Raw genomic sequence first — 18110 nt, forward strand, 5'->3', positions numbered from 1 at the left:
GACGCTTGCCACCCGTTCCGGCAGGCTCGATACTGCCGGCAATGAGGCAAGCCCGAGACACAACGGGCTCTGGTGCAAGAGAGGGGAGTTTCCATGGAGCGCATCTGGCTCAAGCAATATCCGCCCGGCGTGCCCGCCGATATCGAGCCGACGCAATACGCATCGCTGGTCGACCTCCTGGAGGAGAGCTTCAAGAAGTTCGCCGACCGCAAGGCGTTCATCTGCATGGACAAGTCGATCAGCTATCGCGACCTCGACCAGATGTCGCTGGCGCTCGCTGCCTACTTGCAAGGCCGCGGCCTGCAGCGCGGCGCCCGCGTCTCCATCATGATGCCGAACGTGCTGCAATATCCAGTCGCAACCGCCGCCGTGCTGCGCGCCGGCTTTGCTGTGGTCAACGTCAACCCGCTCTACACCCCGCGCGAGCTTGAGCATCAGCTCAAGGATTCCGGCGCCGAAGCCATCATCGTGCTGGAGAATTTTGCCCACACCGTCGAGCAGGTGATCGCCAAGACACAAGTCAAGCACGTCATCGTCGCCAGCATGGGCGACCTGCTCGGCTTCAAGGGCATGATCGTCAATCTCGTCGTCCGCCGCGTCAAGAAGATGGTGCCGGCGTTCTCGCTGCCGGGCGCGGTGTCCTTCAACGACGCGCTCTCCGCCGGACGCGGCCTGACGTTCAACAAGCCAAAACTCTCGCCCGGCGATGTCGCCTTCCTGCAATATACCGGCGGCACCACCGGCGTCTCCAAGGGCGCCACGCTGCTCCACCGCAACATCGTCGCCAACGTCTTGCAGAACGATGCTTGGCTGCAGCCGGCGCTCGCCGCGCCGCCGCACATCGACCAGCTCCTGATCGTCTGCGCGCTGCCGCTCTACCACATCTTCGCGCTGACGGCCTGCTACCTGCTCGCGGTGCGCGCCGGCGGCTGCAATCTCCTGATCCCCAATCCGCGCGACATCGCGGGCTTCGTTAAGGAGCTCGCGAAATACCAGGTCAACAGCTTCCCGGCGGTGAACACGCTCTACAATGGCTTGATGCATCATCCCGACTTCAAGAAGCTCGACTTCTCCAAGCTGAAGATCTCCAACGGCGGCGGCATGGCCGTGCAGCGCCCCGTCGCCGAGCAGTGGAAGGCGGTGACCGGCTGCTTCATCGCCGAAGGCTACGGCCTATCGGAGACCTCGCCGACGCTGACCTGCAATCCCGCGACCACGACCGAATTCTCCGGATCAATCGGCATTCCCGTGCCGTCGACCTGGATCTCGATCCGCGATGATGACGGCAACGAAGTCCCGCTCGGCCAGGCGGGCGAGATCTGCGCCAAGGGTCCGCAGGTGATGTCGGGCTACTGGAACAGGCCGGAAGAAACCGCCAAGGTGATGACCGCGGACGGCTATTTCCGCACCGGCGACATCGGCATCATGGACGAGAGGGGTTACACCAAGATCGTCGACCGCAAGAAGGACATGATCCTCGTCTCCGGCTTCAACGTCTATCCGAACGAGATCGAGGAAGTGATCGCGAGCCATCCGGGCGTGCTCGAATGCGCCGTGATCGGCATTCCCGATTCCAAGTCAGGCGAAGCGGTGAAGGCGTTCATCGTGAAGAAGGACCCGAACCTCGCTGCCGAGGACGTCATCAAGTTCTGCCAGGAGCAGCTCACCGGCTACAAGGTGCCCAAGCATATCGAGTTCCGTGCCGACCTGCCGAAGACCAATGTCGGCAAGATTCTGCGCCGGCAGCTGCGTGACGAGAAGAAAGCCGAGGCAGCGTAAGCGGTCTGGTTCATGACTGACGTCGGGAATATCAGCCCGGCCGGCATTCTCGCCTTCTGGCGCGCGGCCGGCCGCGAGCGCTGGTACCAGCGCAGCGACGCGTTCGACGCGGAGATCAGGCGCCGCTTTCTGGCGCTATGGCAGAGGGCGGCCGCCGGCGAGCTGGCACCATGGGAAGATAGCGACGAGGGCGCGCTCGCGCTCGTCATCGTGCTCGACCAGTTTCCACGCAACATGTTTCGCGGCACGCCGGAGGCCTTCGCCAGCGATCCGCTGGCGCGCGAGGTTGCCCGCCGCGCCATCGACCGAGGCGTCGATCGCAGGATCGATCCGGTCCTGCTCGAATTCCTCTATCTGCCCTTCATGCATTCCGAGCACCTGCCCGACCAGTTGCATTGCGTCGCGCTGTTTGAAAACGCCGACAATACGGAAAACCTGAAATACGCGCGCGAGCACGCCGACATCATCCAGCGGTTCGGCCGCTTTCCCCACCGCAACCGCCTGCTCGGCCGCGACACCACCGCGGAGGAGCAGGCCTTCCTCGACAGCGGCGGCTTCGCCGGCTGATGACATCACGGTGAAGGGCCGCCGCCCACGCGGCTTCCTCCGCCGGCAATATTGTGCAGGCCCGCGCCACGGTCTAAAAAGCGGGACCGATTTTCAGGGAGAACGACGATGGCGATCCAGATTGGCGACAAGCTGCCCGAGGCGAAATTCCGCGTGATGACGGCGGAAGGTCCGCAGGTGAAGACCACCGACGACATCTTCAAGGGCAAGAAGGTGGCGCTGTTTGCGGTGCCCGGCGCCTACACCGGTACCTGCCACAAGATGCATCTGCCGAGCATCTTCCTCAACGCCTATGCCATCAAGGACAAGGGCGTCGATACCATCGCGATCGTCTCGGTCAACGACGCCTTTGTCATGAACGCCTGGAAGCGCGATACCGACCAGCGCGACGAGGCGATCTTCCTCGCCGACGGCAATGCCGATTTCACCAAGGCGATCGGCATGGAGCTCGATGCCTCAGCCAACGGCCTCGGCATCCGCTCCAAGCGCTATTCGATGCTGGTCGAGGACGGCGTGGTCAAGAAGCTGAACCTTGAGGCGATGCCCGGCAAGGTCGAGGTCTCCGGCGGCGATACGCTGCTGGGACAGCTGTAAGCTTCAGCCTCGCTCGCAGCCACACGCGCAACTGTCATCGCCCGCGAAGGCGGGCGATCCAGTATTCCAGAGGCTTCGAGATTCATTACGACTGCTGCGGCGTACTGGATCGCCCGGTCAAGCCGGGCGATGACAGCGGAGGGCATCGCAGCGCGTTCACCAACAACGCCGCTCGCCGCTACTCCCTCACCCTTTGCTGCAGTCTTGCCTTCACAATCCCATCCCGCGCCAACTGATCCGCGCGCTCGTTCTCGGGGTGACCGGCGTGGCCTTTGACCCAGTGCCAGCGCACGTCATGCGCCTTCAGCGCGGCGTCGAGGCGCTGCCATAGCTCGACATTCTTGACCGGCTTCTTGTCGGCGGTGCGCCAGCCGTTGCGCTTCCAGCCGTGAATCCACCCCGTGATGCCCTGCCGGACATATTGACTATCAGTGTAGAGGTCGACGGTGCACGGCTTTTTCAGCGCTTCGAGCGCGGAGATCGCCGCCATCAATTCCATCTGGTTGTTGGTGGTGTGCACCTGGCCGCCGTTCAGCTCTTTTTCCTTGTCGCCGAACTTGAGGATCGCACCCCAGCCGCCGGGCCCGGGATTCCCTGAGCACGCGCCGTCGGTAAAGATCGTGACGATGGGCTTTTCGCTCACGCGACCGGTCCTGACGGCATCAGCCCGTAGTCGCACACGCTCGACACGCTCTGGTGGAAGCGCAGCTTGCGAAAATATTCCAGCGGATCCTTTGGCTTGACCAGGGCCCCCGGCGGAACGTTGAGCCAGTCCACTAGCCGGGTCAGCAGGAAGCGGATCGCAGCGCCGCGCGCCAGCAGCGGCAGCGCGGCCTCTTCGGCTTCGCTCAGCTTGCGCACCCGGCCATAGGCGTTGAGGAAGGCGCGCGCCTTGGTGACGTTGAAGGAATGATCCGGCTCGAAGCACCAGGCGTTGAGGCAGATCGCGACGTCATAGGCCAGCATGTCGTTGCAGGCGAAAGTGAAGTCGATGATCCCGGACAGCTTGTCGCCGAGGAAGAAGACGTTGTCGTTGAAGAGATCGGCGTGGATCACGCCCTCGGGCAGATCGGTCGGCCAGATGCCACTCGAGAGATAGTCAAGTTCAGTGGCGAGGAACGCACGCAGGCCCGGCTGCACCTCGTCGGCGCGCCCTGCCGCCGCATCGAACAGCGGCCGCCAACCCGCAACCGAGAGCGCGTTCGCTCGCTTGATCGCGAAATTGGCGCCGGCCAGATGCATCTTCGCAAGCGCCTCGCCAACGCCGGCACAATGGGTGGCGTTCGGCTTGCGCGGCCAGACGCCTTCCAGGAAGGTGATGATTGCGGCCGGACGGCCCGCCAGCTCGCGCAGCGCCTCGCCGTCCTTTGCCTTCACCGGCAGCGGGCAGCTCACGCCGTGCTCGGCGAGATGCGTCATCAGCGCGAGGAAGAACGGCAGATCGTTCTTCGCCACGCGCTTCTCATAGAGCGTGAGGATGAACGAGACTTGCTTGTTCCCCTGGCTGGTGTGCAGCAGGAAGTTGGAATTCTCGACGCCCTCGGCAATGCCCTTGTAGGAGAGCAACTCGCCGAGATCGTATTGCTTCAGGAAATCCGCAAGATCGTCGGCGGCAACGTCGGTATAGACCGCCATGCAGATTTACTCTGCGGCGGCTTCGGGGCGCACCGAGCGCGGCAGCGGGAAGAACTCGTTCTCTTCCGCGGCCGAGACCGTCTCCACATGCAGCGTGTAACGCTCCGCGAACGCGTCCATGATCTCCTCGACGATCACCTCCGGCGCGGATGCGCCCGCGGTGATGCCAAGGCTCGCGATGTTGCCGAACCTGGTCCAGTCGATGTCGGCGGCACGCTGCGCCAGCACCGCGATCTTGCAGCCCTCGCGCTCGGCGACCTCGCGCAGGCGCTGCGAGTTCGACGAATTGGGTGCACCGACCACAATGAGCGCGTCGACCACCGGTGCCACCTTCTTCACCGCGAGTTGGCGATTGGTGGTGGCGTAGCAGATGTCTTCCTTGTGCGGGCCGTTGATGTTCGGGAAGCGCTCCTTCAAGAGCGCAACGATCTCCGCGGTGTCGTCGATCGAGAGCGTGGTCTGGGTCACGAAGGCCAAATTGTTCGGATCCTTCGGCGAGATGGTCTTGGCGTCCTCGGCGGTCTCGATCAGCGTGACGGCGCCGGCCGGGAGCTGGCCGAGCGTGCCGACCACTTCGGGATGGTGGGAGTGGCCGATCAGGAAGATCTCGCGGCCGCGCTTGAAGTGAATCGCGGCCTCGCGGTGCACCTTGGTCACCAGCGGGCAGGTCGCATCCAGCGAGAACAGGTTGCGCGACTGCGCGTCGGCCGGAACCGATTTCGGCACGCCATGGGCCGAAAACACGACAGGAGCGGTGGTGTTCTCTGGGATCTCGGCGAGCTCCTCGACGAAGATGGCGCCCTTCTTCTTCAACCCGTCGACGACGTACTTGTTGTGCACAATCTCATGGCGAACATAGACGGGGGCGCCGTATTTATCGAGCGCCCGTTCCACGGTGTCGATCGCCCGGACCACCCCGGCACAGAAGCCACGGGGAGAACAAAGCACGATTTTGAGGTCTGGTTTGGCTGACATTGAGCAATCTCGGGACCGAATCACCTCGCCAAATGGGCGGGACGCGGTCGATGGATGAATGGGGCCTGGGGCACGGGCTGACAGGGACTTGGGAGGGAATTGGGCCCCCTTTCGGGCGCTGTCAAGGCACTATCTATAGCAGAACCATTGCGTCATTGCCCCCTGGCGGCTTATATAGGCGTTAATTCCCGTCATCGCTGATGACCACCGGCTTCGCCTCCTGAGGGGGTGGGCGAAGCACAAAGGAGATTTGCCATGAGCAACGCACCTCTGATGCCCAAGGCGACCGCCGTCTGGCTGCTCGACAACACCGCGCTGACCTTCGACCAGGTCGCCGATTTCACCAAGATGCACCCGCTCGAGGTGCGCGCCATCGCCGACGGCGACGCCGCGCAGGGCATCAAGGGGATGGATCCGCTGTCCAACGGCCAGCTGACCCGCGAGGAGATCGAGAAGGGCGAGAAGAACCCGGACTACCGGCTCCGCCTCCAGGAGAGCAAGGTGGTGCTGCCGCCGCAGCCCAAGCGCAAGGGCCCGCGCTACACGCCGGTGTCGCGCCGCCACGAGCGCCCGAGCGCCATCCTCTGGCTGCTGCGCAGCCATCCGGAGCTCAAGGACGCCCAGATCATGCGTCTGGTCGGCACCACCAAGAGCACGATCGCCAGCGTGCGCGACCGCACCCACTGGAACACCTCCCAGCTGACCCCGATCGATCCGGTCACGCTCGGCCTCTGCTCCCAGATCGAGCTCGATTTCGAGGTGCAGCGCGCGGCCAAGGAAAAGCCGATCGACGCAGCTTATGGCGGCGCCACCCTGCTGCCGGCCTCCGAGACCACCAAGAAGGACGAGTTCGAGCCGGCGGAGCGCTCAAGCGACGACCTCAACGTCGATGCCGTGTTCGCCAAGCTCAAAACGCTCGGTGGCAAGAAGCACGAGGACGAAGAGGAGTAACGCTCCTCTCTGCGTTTACCGTCGACCAAAAAGCGCGGCAGGGAAACCCGCCGCGTTTTTTCTTTTGTATCCACACACTCGCTGTCATCCCTGCGAAAGCAGGGACCCATAGCCAAAGGGAGGCGTTTGGCGAAGACTCGTCGTTCGGTATGTCTATCGCCCGCCATCGATAGATCACGCGGTATGGGTCCCGGCGTTCGCCGGGACGACGCTGGGAGTCGCTTACGGCCGCTCGGGATGGTTCAGCATGTACTCGCCGAGATCGCGCTGGCGGCGGTCGGCGCGGGCGGTGGCGGCATTGCGCTGGACGTCGCGATCCTTGCGGCAGGCTACGTATTCGGGCGAGCCCTGCGCGTAGCCGCGGCTCTGGCACACCGCATCGTCATCGTCGCCGCCCATCGCCACCGGCGTCTGGTAGCGCGCGGAGCAGGCGGAGAGGGCGATGGCGAGAGCTATGGCTGCGAGCAGGCGCGGCGCGACGGCGGGTGGCATACGAGGTCCTCTGTGAGCCGGCCCTGTTTAGCGCGGAATGAGGAGATTGTAAGTCCCTGGACACCGTTGCCCGCCCTCGCGGTCATTCCCCGCGAAAGCGGGGAATCCAGTACGCCGCGGCGGGAAGCGTGTGAACAAATGCGCGCCGCGGAGTACTGGATCACCCGCTTTCGCGGGTGCTGACAGCGGAGGTTGGGGCAACGGCATCGCGCCTCACCGGCAGAGCAAACCTCACACCCGCCCCTTCAGCGACTCGCCGATCTCGTCCAGCACCTTGGGATCCTCGATCGTGGCCGGCATGGTCCAGGGCTCGCCGTCGGCGATCTTCTTGATGGTGCCGCGCAGGATTTTTCCGGAGCGCGTCTTGGGCAGGCGGCCGACGGTGATGGCGAGCTTGAAGGCCGCAACGGGACCGAGCCGCTCGCGCACCAGCGCGACGATCTCCTTCTCGATCTCGGCGGGCGCTCGCTTGACGCCTGCCTTGAGCACCAGGAAGCCGCAGGGCACCTCGCCCTTGATCGCATCCTTGATGCCAAGCACGGCGCATTCGGCAACATCAGGGTGTGACGTCAGAATCTCCTCCATGCTGCCGGTGGAGAGCCGGTGGCCGGCGACGTTGATGATGTCATCGGTGCGGCCCATGACGAAGACATAGCCGTCCTCGTCCTTGTAGCCGGCGTCCGAGGTTTTGTAATAGCCGGGGAATTCGGTGAGATAGGCCTCCCTGAAGCGCGCATCCTGATTCCACAGCGTCGGCAGGCAGCCAGGCGGCATCGGCAGCTTGATCACGATCGAGCCCATGGTGTTGGGACCGACCGGCTTTGCGGCTTCATCCACCACGTCGACTTGGTAGCCCGGCATCGGCACCGTCGGCGAGCCGTGCTTCACCGGCAGCATGCCGAGGCCGACCGGATTGCCGGCGATGCACCAGCCGGTCTCGGTCTGCCACCAATGGTCGATCACAGGCACCTTCAGCTGCTGCTCCGCCCATTCCACCGTCGGCGGATCGGCGCGCTCGCCGGCGAGGAACAGCGTGCGGAATCCGGAAAGGTCGTATTGCCGGATGAACTTGCCATCCGGATCTTCTTTGCGGATGGCGCGAAACGCGGTCGGTGCGGTGAAGAAGGCGACCGCCTTGTGCTCTGAGATCACGCGCCAGAACGCGCCGGCATCGGGCGTGCCGACCGGCTTGCCCTCATACATGATCGAGGTCGCTCCGTGCAGCAGCGGGCCGTAGACGATGTAGCTGTGGCCGACCACCCAGCCGATGTCCGAGCCGCACCACCAGACCTCGCCGGGCCTCACGCCATAGAGATTGAACATCGACCATTTCACCGCGACCAGATGCCCGCCATTGTCGCGCACGACGCCCTTGGGAATGCCTGTGGTGCCCGAGGTGTAGAGGATGTAAAGCGGATCGGTGGCGGCAACGGGCACGCACGCGGCCTTCTTGCCATCGTTGATCGCTTTGCGGCGCAGGCTCGCCCAATCATAGTCGCGGCCCGGCGTGAGGTCGCAGGTGAGCTGCGGGCGTTGCAGCACGATGCAGGCCTTCGGCTTCGAAGACGCGAGCTTGATCGCCTCATCGAGCAGCGGCTTGTACTGGACGATGCGGCCGGGCTCGATGCCGCAGCTCGCGGAGAGAATGAGCTTTGGCTGCGCATCGTCGATGCGGCTGGCGAGCTCTTTTGCGGCAAAGCCGCCGAACACCACGGAGTGCACCGCGCCGATGCGCGCGCAGGCGAGCATCGCGACCACGGCCTCCGCCACCATCGGCATATAGAGGATGACGCGGTCGCCCTTGGTGACGCCGAAGTCCTGCATGATGGCGGCGAGCGCCTGCACCTCGCCAAGCAGTTCGGCATAGGTGAATTTGGTGATGCTGTTCGTCAGTGGCGAGTCATGAATCAGCGCGACCTGACCGGCGCGGCCGCGTTCGACATGACGATCGAGCGCGTTGTAGCAGGTGTTGACGACGCCGCCGGTGAACCAGCGCCCATAGACGCCTTCGTTCGGATCGAAGATCCTTTTCGGCGGCTCGATCCAGTCGATCTCCTTGGCCGCCTCCGCCCAAAATCCCTCCGGATCGGCCAACGAGCGCGCATGGATTTCGTGATAGAGACTCTTGCCCTGGATGTTCATTCCCGTGCTCCCGTTCCCTGTATTGGCCGGATCAACTACCGACCTTGTTTGAGGGCTATTGTCCCGGGAACGGGCCGCGGTTCAAGCTTAAAGGGATGGTCCTTTTGGGGAATGGCACATGCTCGCCGCACCGGCGGTGTGCTCCCTCGCCCCGTTCTTACGGGGAGAGGGTTGGGGCGAGGGGCTGCATCCGCAAAATCGGTGGCAACTGTACTCGCGGAGAGCCCCTTCACCCGGAATTGCTCTCGCAAATTCCGGCCTCTCCCCGCACGCGGGGAGAGGCGAAGAGCAGCTAGCTCCCCATCGCAGTCAACCGCTGCAAGCGATCCTGCATGACCTTCTTCAGATCATAGCCGGGGCGGCGGAAGCTGGCATCGCGGGTGGCGAGGAAATCGCGCTGGGACTTGCGCAGAGCATCCGCCGAGCGCTTGCCGGCGGATTTCAGCACGCGCTCATACGTTTCCGCAATCTGGCGATCGAGCACGCCGAGCTGCGGATCGGCGCAGATCACCTTCTCGACCTCGCGCTTGGCGGAGGCGCAGTCGAACGACGGGTCGCTCTCGGCGGCGTTCAGGACACGGGGCGGCTCGCTGCCGAATTTTGCGATCTCGGCAATCATGGCGCGGCGGCCGCTGAGCGCGTTCTCATTGCCGGGATCGAGCCGCAAGGTCGCCTCGTAATCCGCCAGCGCCTTCCTGCGCTCGCCCATCTTCTTGTAGAGCACGGCGCGGTTGTTGTAGGTTTTGGCGAAATTCGGATCGAGCTTCAGCGCGTCGTTGTAGTCCGACAGCGCAGCACCGAGCTCGCCCTTGAACTGGTAGGAATCGCCGCGGTTCGTCAGGAAGTTGACCCGCTGCTCGAGGCGGATCGCCTGATCGTAATCGGCGATCGCCTTGTCGTACTCCTTCATCGCGGCATAGCTGAGACCGCGATTGTCATAATATTCCGGCACCTTTGGATCGAGCCGGATCGCCTCGCTGTCGTCAGCGATCGCCTTGTCGAGCTCGCCGAGCTTCTTGTAGGCGGCGCCGCGGTTGGTGTAACTGCGCGCCCGGTTCGGATCGAGCCGCAGCGCCTCGCTGAGGTCAGCGATGGCCTTGTCGTAGTCGCCGCGCAGATAGAAGGTGGCGCCGCGGTCGGACCACGCCTGGGCGAAATCCGCCTTCAGCTTGATGGCCTGGTCGTAGTCGGCAATGGCGCGATCGAAACGATGCTGGTTGGTGTAGACGACGCCGCGCAGCTCGAAAGCCTCCGCGCTCTGTGGATCGAGTTCGATCGCCTTGCTGAGATCGGCAGCGGCACGGTTGAGATCGCCGCCGGCCTGGCGCATGAGATCGCCGCGCAGCCGCCAGGCGCTCGCGTTCTTCTGGTCGAGCGCGATGGCGCGGTCGATGTCCCTGAGCGCATCGGCCTGCCCGCCGGAGCTCCGTCCACGGGCGTCGGCACGGACCACCAGCGCCGCGGCGCGAACGGCGGCGGAGTTCGCAGGTTCGTCAATGACGGTGCTGCACGCGGCGATCAGCTCGGCTGGAGGCGCCTTGCTTCCCATCACACAATCGGTGCCGGCCGAAGCCGGAGCTGCGAGGACAAGGCTCACCGCCGCGCCGAGCAGGAAGGCGCGAAGCGCGAGTTTGGCAAACGGCAACGTTTGCGCTGAAGAGGGCGTGCCGCACATCAGGAAGGCTCCGTGACATCAAGTTTTCACCATTGTCGCGATGGACGAGGGGTTGGTTCAATTCGGGCATGGTAAGGGACGCACCGGCCTCCGCACTCCCTCGCCCCGCTTACGGGGAGAGGGTGGGGTGAGGGGGAGCCTCCACGCAGACGGTGAGAGCCGGAATCGCGGAGAGGCCCCCTCATCCGGAATTTGCTTTCGCAAATTCCGGCCTCTCTCCGCACGCGGGGAGAGGCGAAGGCCGCTAATATCCGTCCACGCCGTTGATGCGCTGCAGCCGCTCCTGCATCGCCTTCTTCAGATCGTACCCCGGCCGCCCGTACCCGGCATTGCGGCGGGCGATGAACTCGTCCTGCTCGCGCTGAAGCGCCTTGGCGTCCACGGGATTGCGCGCGTCCCGCACGATGCGTGCATTCGACGCGAAAATCTCGCGATCGAGATCGGCCAGCTCGCGATTTCCGCAGATCGCTCTCTCGACCGCGCGGCGGGCCTTCGCACAATTGAAGCTGGGCTTGCCGGCGACGGCCATCTGCGCACCGATCCGCTCGAGCTCGCGCGCCATCGCCTTGTGATTGGCCTTGGCCTTCTCGTGGTTCGGATCGAGCTTCAGCGCGGCGCCGAAATCCTGCACCGCCTTTGGCTTGTCGCCCTTCTTCAGCCAGAGCTCGCCGCGCGCATTGAAGAGGTCGGCGAGCGTGGGATCGAGCTGCAACGCGCGGCTGTCGTCGGCGATCGCGCGCTCGATCTGGTCGTGCCGCGCATAGAGCGCGCCGCGTGCGATCAGCGCCTTGACCAGGTCCGCCTTCGCCGACTTCTCGTCGTCGATGACGGCGGTACAGGCGGAGGCTGCCTTGTCGATGTCGTCGGCCGCAGCCGCCGCAAGGCATGGCGCGACATCGACCTGCGGCACCGCAGCCGGCTCGCCGCCGGTCGCGGCATGGGCCGCGGCGAGCGTGAACGCGGAGAGTACAACGGCGCCTGACAGTTGAATGAGTTTTTGAAAACGCATGCTTGTTGCAGTCGGAAGGTCTTGCCTTGGCCGTACTATCCATCATACGGCCGGATTGGTGCTAGCCTATGGCGCCGCTCAAATCGGTTTTGGGGAGCCTCGTGTCGACATTCGAATGGATCATCGCGCTGCTGCTCGGCGCCGTTGCCTTATCGGCGCTGGCGCGGCGGATCAAGGTCCCCTACCCGACCTTTCTTGCCATTGGCGGCGCGCTGGTCGCTTTGGTGCCGAACAGCCCGTCCTGGACGCTCGACCCCGGCCTGGCCTTGGCGCTTTTTGTCGCACCGGTGCTGCTGGATGCCGCCTTCGACACCTCGCTGCGGGATCTACGCAACAACTGGGTTCCGGTCTCGACCCTGGTCGTCGCCGCGGTCGGCCTGACCACGGCCGGCGTCGCCTATGTCGCGCACCGGCTGATGCCCGACATGCCCTGGGCCGCCGCGGTTGCGCTGGGCGCCATCGTCGCGCCGCCGGACGCCGCCGCGGCGGTGGCGATCCTGAGCCAGGTCAAGCTGCCCTACCGCATGGTCAAGGTGCTGGAGGGCGAGAGCCTGCTCAACGACGCCAGCGCGCTGCTGATCTATCGCATCGCCGTGGGCGCGGTTGCCACCGAGCACCTGACCTGGAGCCAGGTCGCGCCGACGATGGCGCTGGCGCTGATCGGCAGCGTCGTCGCCGGCCTTCTGGCAGCCCGCCTCATCCCGCCGATCATGGAGCGGGTGACCGAAGCGCCGAGCGCCATCATCGTCCAGTTCGCCACCACTTTCATGATCTGGATCGCCGCCGAGCATCTCGGGCTGTCCGGCATCCTCACCATCGTCGTCTATGCCATGACGATGGCGCGCGGGGCGGGGCTGCGCATGCCGGCGCGGCTGCGGGTGCCGTCCTATGCGGTGTGGGAGACGACGGTGTTCGTGCTCAACGTGCTCGCCTTCATGCTGATCGGCCTGCAGGTGCGGCCGATCTGGACCCGGCTCGATGCGGACGTGCGCTGGGAATATTGCCTGGCAGCGGCCTGGATCCTGCTCACAGTGGTGCTGGTGCGACTCGCCTGGGTGACGTTCTACCGCACCTCACTGCGCGTGCTCGTCGCTTACGGGGTCTATCATCCGAAGGATCCGAAAGCCGTCGCCTCTCCCAAGGGCGGCTTCATCATTTCCTGGTGCGGCATGCGCGGCCTCGTCACGCTCGCGACCGCCTTTGCCCTGCCGGAAAACTTTCCCCATCGCGACTTCATCGTGTTCTCGGCATTCGCGGTCGTGCTCGGCACGCTGGTGATCCAGGGCCTGACGCTGCGGCCGCTGATCCTGGCCTTCGGCCTCAGGGACGACGATCCCGTCGGCACCGAGGTCGCGCGTGCCCGCGCGGTTGCCTATCGCGCGGCGCTCGATGCGATCGAGGACGATCCGTCGGAGGAGGCGGAAATCCTGCGGCTCGAATATCGCGCCATCCTGATGCAGGCCGACGACGACCCGTACGGTGGCATCGCCAATGGCGAGCTGCCCGCCGATCCGCTGCGCCGCCGCGCCATCGCGGCCGCCCGCAAGTCGCTCTTCGACCTCCGCGCCACCGAAGTGATCGGCGACGATGCGTTTCACCGGCTCGAGGAAGAGCTCGATCGCGCAGAATTGAGCGCGGGGGGATGATGCTTTCTTCACCTCACCTCGCCCCCTTGCGGGAAGAGGTCGAATTCGGGTGAGGGGGAGCTTCAGCGGATCCGACTGCCGCCGACTTTTGAGGAGACAGGCCCTCACCCCAACCCTCGCAGCGCGAGCGAAGCTCGTCGCGGCGCCGTGAGAACGGGGAGAGGGAGTGCGACCGCTGCATTGAACCAAACGCCATCTCTCCAGACTCATCCCAGATGACAACCTTGATGGACGACCGTCGTGTACGCGCGCGTGATGCGTCGCCTGCACGATATTTTTATCTCCACATGGCGCTGGCCTGTGCGGCCACCGCATTCCTCGGCTTCGCACCGACCTATTGGGTGCCGCTCGCCAACCGGACATTTTCCGCAAGCCCCGTGATTCATTTTCACGGACTTTTGTTCTTTACCTGGACGCTTTATTTCGTGCTCCAGACCTGGCTCGCGGCCTCGGGCCGCGTGGTCAATCACCGCTCGCTCGGCATCGCCGGCGTGTCGCTTGCGACCGCGATGACGATCTTCGGCTTCCTCGCCTCCGTGCATGTGATGCAGCATTCCACAGCCCTCGGACAGAAGGATGCCGGCATCGCCTTCGCGATCGTGCCGATGAGCGGCATCGCGTTCTTCGCCATCGTCTTCGTGCTCGCGATCATCAATACGCGCAGGCCCGAGCTTCACAAGCGCCTGATGCTGCTCGCCGCCGTTTCGATTCTCGACGCCGCGATCGCGCGCTGGTTCCTCACCTTCCTCGCCCCTCCCGGACCGCCCGGCCCGCCGCCGGTTCCGGTGACGATCGCGCCGGCCGTCCTCGCTTCGCTCCTGCTCGTGGTCGCCATGGTGCGCGACTGGCGCACCGAAGGCCGCGTCCATCCGGTCTATGTCTGGGGCACGCTGGCGATGTTGGCGGTGAAGTTCTTGAACTGGCCGGTCAGCGAGACCAATGCATGGCATGCGTTTGCCGGCGGGATTCTGGCGCTGGCGCAGTAGGCGGCCACAACCACCGCTGTCGTCCCGGACAAGCGCAGCTCCCGACAACGCGCAGCGTTGTCTGGAGCGAAGCGCCGATCCGGGACCATACCCACAGGATGTGGTTTGGCGAAGACTCGGGGTGACCGGTTCGCGCTACGACTCCTCCATGTGGCTATAGGTCCCGGATCGGCGCGCGCTTGAGGCGCGCTTGTCCGGGACGACAGCGGAGTGTGTGAGGCGACGCCTAAGCCCCCGCCTTGCACGTGATCCCGCCGTCCACCACGAACTCGATGCCCGTGACATATTTCGATTCGTCCGACGCCAGGAACAGCGCCGCATTCGCCACATCCCAAGCATCGCCCATATGGCCCATCGGCACCTGCGCGTCGCGGGCGCGCCACATCGCCTCCACGTCGCCCTTGGCGTAGCTGTTGGCGAGGCCGGCGGAATGCTCCACCATCGGCGTCTTCATCAGTCCCGGCAGAATCGCGTTGACGCGGACATGGTGCCGCGCGAACTCGATCGCCGTGGTGCGCGTCATCTGGTTCATCGCCGCCTTCGAGGTGCCGTAGGTAACATAGGAAATGCCCATATGACGGATCGAGGCGATCGAGGAGATGTTGATGATCGAGCCGCCGCCCTGCTTTACCATGACGGGAATGACGTGCTTCATGGCGAAATAGGCGCTCTTGAGATTGACGCTGAAGACGCGGTCCCAGCTCTCTTCGCTCACCTCGACCACGCTGCCCATCTCGGCGATGCCGACATTGTTGTCGAGCACGTCGATGCGGCCATAGGCCTTCAGGCACGCCGCCACCATGGCCTCGATCTCGGCGGGCCGCGCGACGTCGGCCGTGAACGCGGTCGCCTTGCCGCCCTCGCCGGCAATGATCTTTGCGGTCTCCTCGGCCGCGGCTCCGTTGCGGTCGACGCAAAACACCTGCGCGCCTTCGCGCGCGAAGGTCACCGCAGTGGCCTTGCCGTTGCCCCAGCCCGGTCCGATCGAACCGGCGCCCACCACCATCGCAACCTTTCCCTTGAGCCGATCCATCGCGTGTCTCCCTAGTTCTTGTCGTTGCAGACCTTCATCGTCGTGACGTTAGCACCGATGGGATGGCCGACAATCTCGGATAAAGTTCGGCACTTGCCGTCATCGCACAGCCGCCATTCCCCCGCCGCGCCGGAATTGCCGAGCACGACTTCCGGCATCAGCGCACGCTGCGGCTGCCACTGAAACCAGCCGTCCACCAGCCGCGCCTCGGGCGGCGGCTCCATGCCGGGACCGGTGCCCTTGACGCGCGCCTGCACCAGTTCGAGGCCGGCGGGCGTGACGCGCCAATCCTCCTGCCAGTCGACCTTGGCGATCGAGTGCGTCCACACCAGCGTGAAAGCGGACAGCGCGAGCGTCTTCACGCCCCCAACTGTTGCGAAGCAGAGGCTCACACCGCCTCGACCGTTACAGGCGGACGCTGCCGCCACTGCCACAGCACAAGCGCTGCGGAGAGCATGAAGCCCGCGGTGTCGCTGAACGGGAAATCGCCGAGCAGGCACATCGCGGCAGCAAACGCGACCACGCGCTCGACGATCGTCAGCCGCGTGAACAGGAAGCCGATCGCCACCATCCCGAACAGTGCGATCGCCACCAGCGCCTTGAAGCTCGCCAGCGCCACCGCGCCGTAGAAGCCGAGTTCTGCCGCCATGGGATCGCCCGCCTGCAGCATCAGGGCCGGCGAATAGACGAAGATGAACGGGATGACGTAACCGGCGAGCGCGATGCGCATCGCCTCCCAGCCGATCTTGTCCGGGTTCTCCTTCGCGATCGGCGCCGCCGCGAGCGCTGCGAGCGCGACCGGCGGCGAGAGGTCGGCCATGATGCCGTAGTAGAACGCGAACATATGGCTCGCGATTAGCGGCACGCCGAGCTTGGCCAGCGCCGGCGCGGCAAGCGCGGCGGTGATGATGTAGGTCGGGATGGTCGGAATGCCGGTGCCGAGCAGGATCGACAGCAGCATGGTCATGATCAGCGCCAGGAACAGGCTCTTCTCGCCGAGCCCGATCACCCAGCCGCCGAAGATGGTGCCGACGCCCGTCTGCGACATCATGCCGATGATGACGCCAACGATGGCGCAGGCCATGCCGACGGTGATCGCGGACTTTGCGCTTTCGGCAAGCGAGTCGCGGCACTCGCGCAGGGCTTTGAACCCGCCGCGCACGAACGCCGTGAGGACGATGAGCCCGACCACGACGCTCGCAACCGGCACGATCTGGAGGCCGTCGCGCGACAGCGCGGCAACGACAAGCGCAAGCCCGATCCAGAAGATGTAGCGGATGACGTTGGACGATGCGCCCGTCGTGATGGCGGTGCCGAGGATCAGCGTCACCGTGAGCGCAAGGCCCATGCTGCCGGCATAGAGCGGCGTAAAGCCCTCGAACAGCATGTAGACCAGCGCGGCGAGCGGCAGCACGAGATACCAGCCCTTCACCAGCGCCTTCCAGGCGCTCGGGGTCTCAGAGCGCTTCATGCCGGTAAGGCCGTACTTGCCGGCTTCCAGATGCACCATCCAGAACGCGGAGGCGAAATAGAGGATCGCAGGGATCGCCGCCGCTTTCACGATCTCGGAGTACTGGACCCCGAGCGTCTCCGCCATGATGAAGGCGACCGCGCCCATCACCGGCGGCATGATCTGTCCGCCCATCGAGGCGGTGGCCTCGACGCCGGCGGCAAAGGCGCGGCGGTAGCCGAACCGGATCATCAGCGGAATGGTGAACTGGCCGACGGTGACGACGTTGGCAACGCCTGAGCCCGAGATCGTGCCCATCATGCCCGAGGCGAACACCGCGACCTTGGCGGGGCCGCCGCGGGTGCGGCCGAACAGGCCCAGCGACACGTCGGTGAACAGCTGGATCATGCCGGCGCGCTCCAGGAACGAGCCGAACAGGATGAACAGGAAGATGTAGGTCGCCGAGACGTAGATCGGCACGCCGTAAAAGCCTTCGGTGCCGAAGGAGAGATGCGTGACGATCTGATCGAAATCATAGCCGCGATGATTGAGCGGCGACGGCAGATACTGGCCGAAGAACCAGTAGACGAGGCAGGCGCCGCACATCAGCGGCAGCGCCGCGCCCATCAGGCGCCGCGTGCCCTCGAAGATCAGCACCGCGAGCAGCGTACCGACCGCAAGGTCGAGCCGGGTCGGATCGCCGTCGCGCGCGATCAGATCGGCGTAGAAGATCCACTGATAGAGCCCGCAGAGGAAGCCGGCGCCGCCGATCAGCCAGCCGAGCGCGCGGCCGGCATTGCCTTTCGCGGTGAAGTTGGCGATCAGGCCGAAGGTGAGCAGCACCAGGAAGCCGACATGGACGCCGCGCACCACCTGGCTCGGCAGATAGTTGAAGGCGGCCACATAGAGCTGGAAGGTCGCGAACGCGATGCCGATCCAGTAGGCGAGCCGGCCCCACCCGCCCGGGCCAAACCCTTCCGGGAAACCGTGCTCGAAATTGTCGAACTCGACCTTGATCGGCGCCGCCTCGGTGCCCTCTGCCTGCAACATCGATATGTCCCTGCGCCCTAGTGGCCGTCGTTATAGCAAAGGCATTGTCCCCGCACACGTCATGGCCGGGCTTTCCCAGCCATCCACGGTGACACTGCCTCTAAGAACGTGGATGCCCGGGCCTTC

The 18110-nt window shown here is 64.9% G+C and carries 16 protein-coding genes; 6 read left to right on the top strand and 10 right to left on the bottom strand.

Annotation, left to right across the window (positions count from 1 at the left end):
• The first annotated feature begins 93 nt into the window (after positions 1-93).
• The 3 genes from JJB99_RS05040 (at position 94) to JJB99_RS05050 (ending at position 2940) form a co-directional block, all read left to right on the top strand.
• A complete protein-coding gene (locus JJB99_RS05040) occupies positions 94-1779 on the top strand; it encodes a long-chain fatty acid--CoA ligase (protein ID WP_200497687.1) in 1686 nt (561 codons plus the stop codon).
• A gap of 12 nt (positions 1780-1791) precedes the next feature.
• A complete protein-coding gene (locus tag JJB99_RS05045; RefSeq protein WP_200497688.1) occupies positions 1792-2346 on the top strand; it encodes a DUF924 family protein in 555 nt (184 codons plus the stop codon).
• A 108-nt stretch (positions 2347-2454) separates the two neighbouring features.
• Positions 2455-2940: a peroxiredoxin gene (locus JJB99_RS05050; protein ID WP_200497689.1), complete on the top strand. Its 486-nt coding sequence runs from the start codon at positions 2455-2457 to the stop codon at positions 2938-2940.
• Between the two features lie 178 nt (positions 2941-3118).
• On the opposite strand, the gene rnhA is transcribed toward JJB99_RS05050, so the two are convergent.
• From rnhA to ispH, 3 genes are read right to left on the bottom strand one after another with little or no spacing between them, the layout of a single operon-like run.
• Complete coding sequence (gene rnhA / locus JJB99_RS05055; RefSeq protein WP_200497690.1) at positions 3119-3583, bottom strand: ribonuclease HI; 465 nt, start codon at positions 3581-3583, stop codon at positions 3119-3121.
• The gene (locus JJB99_RS05060; RefSeq protein WP_200497691.1) at positions 3580-4575 is read right to left on the bottom strand and encodes a homoserine kinase; all 996 of its coding nucleotides are present in this window, start codon (positions 4573-4575) and stop codon (positions 3580-3582) included. Before JJB99_RS05060 ends, rnhA begins: the two co-directional genes overlap by 4 nt.
• 6 nt (positions 4576-4581) lie before the next feature.
• Complete coding sequence (gene ispH / locus JJB99_RS05065; protein WP_200497692.1) at positions 4582-5550, bottom strand: 4-hydroxy-3-methylbut-2-enyl diphosphate reductase; 969 nt, start codon at positions 5548-5550, stop codon at positions 4582-4584.
• A gap of 255 nt (positions 5551-5805) precedes the next feature.
• Between ispH and JJB99_RS05070 the strand changes: the two genes are divergently transcribed.
• The gene (locus tag JJB99_RS05070) at positions 5806-6501 is read left to right on the top strand and encodes a DUF1013 domain-containing protein (protein ID WP_200497693.1); all 696 of its coding nucleotides are present in this window, start codon (positions 5806-5808) and stop codon (positions 6499-6501) included.
• Between the two features lie 222 nt (positions 6502-6723).
• Here the strand turns inward: JJB99_RS05070 and JJB99_RS05075 are convergent, their stop codons facing one another.
• The 4 genes from JJB99_RS05075 to JJB99_RS05090 form a co-directional block, all read right to left on the bottom strand.
• Entirely contained in the window at positions 6724-6993 is a 270-nt protein-coding gene (locus JJB99_RS05075; protein WP_200497694.1) for a hypothetical protein, read from the bottom strand.
• 231 nt (positions 6994-7224) lie between these two features.
• Complete coding sequence (locus JJB99_RS05080) at positions 7225-9135, bottom strand: propionyl-CoA synthetase (RefSeq protein ID WP_200497695.1); 1911 nt, start codon at positions 9133-9135, stop codon at positions 7225-7227.
• Positions 9136-9427: 292 nt separating this feature from the next.
• Positions 9428-10810: a tetratricopeptide repeat protein gene (locus JJB99_RS05085; protein ID WP_200497696.1), complete on the bottom strand. Its 1383-nt coding sequence runs from the start codon at positions 10808-10810 to the stop codon at positions 9428-9430.
• 244 nt (positions 10811-11054) lie between these two features.
• Positions 11055-11819 (bottom strand): tetratricopeptide repeat protein, encoded by a 765-nt coding sequence (locus tag JJB99_RS05090; protein ID WP_200497697.1) that lies wholly within the window; start codon positions 11817-11819, stop codon positions 11055-11057.
• A 68-nt stretch (positions 11820-11887) separates the two neighbouring features.
• On the opposite strand from JJB99_RS05090, the gene JJB99_RS05095 reads away from it, so the two are divergent.
• Positions 11888-13465, top strand: coding sequence for a cation:proton antiporter (locus tag JJB99_RS05095; protein WP_200497698.1), 1578 nt, complete (start codon positions 11888-11890; stop codon positions 13463-13465).
• Between the two features lie 215 nt (positions 13466-13680).
• The gene (locus JJB99_RS05100) at positions 13681-14451 is read left to right on the top strand and encodes a hypothetical protein (protein ID WP_200497699.1); all 771 of its coding nucleotides are present in this window, start codon (positions 13681-13683) and stop codon (positions 14449-14451) included.
• Between the two features lie 226 nt (positions 14452-14677).
• On the opposite strand, the gene JJB99_RS05105 is transcribed toward JJB99_RS05100, so the two are convergent.
• Genes JJB99_RS05105 through JJB99_RS05115 form a run of 3 tightly spaced genes read right to left on the bottom strand, consistent with a single transcriptional unit; the run spans position 14678 to position 17984 of the window.
• Positions 14678-15484 carry an SDR family NAD(P)-dependent oxidoreductase gene (locus JJB99_RS05105; protein WP_200497700.1) on the bottom strand — a complete coding sequence of 269 codons (807 nt, stop codon included), beginning with the start codon at positions 15482-15484 and terminating at the stop codon, positions 14678-14680.
• A gap of 11 nt (positions 15485-15495) precedes the next feature.
• Positions 15496-15912, bottom strand: a complete 417-nt coding sequence (locus JJB99_RS05110) for a DUF1850 domain-containing protein (protein ID WP_200497701.1) — start codon at positions 15910-15912, stop codon at positions 15496-15498.
• The gene (locus JJB99_RS05115) at positions 15873-17984 is read right to left on the bottom strand and encodes a TRAP transporter permease (protein ID WP_200497702.1); all 2112 of its coding nucleotides are present in this window, start codon (positions 17982-17984) and stop codon (positions 15873-15875) included. Before JJB99_RS05115 ends, JJB99_RS05110 begins: the two co-directional genes overlap by 40 nt.
• Between the last annotated feature and the right edge of the window lie 126 nt (positions 17985-18110).

Source organism: Bradyrhizobium diazoefficiens (assembly GCF_016616235.1).
In the GTDB taxonomy this organism is placed as follows: Bacteria; Pseudomonadota; Alphaproteobacteria; order Rhizobiales; family Xanthobacteraceae; genus Bradyrhizobium; species Bradyrhizobium diazoefficiens_H.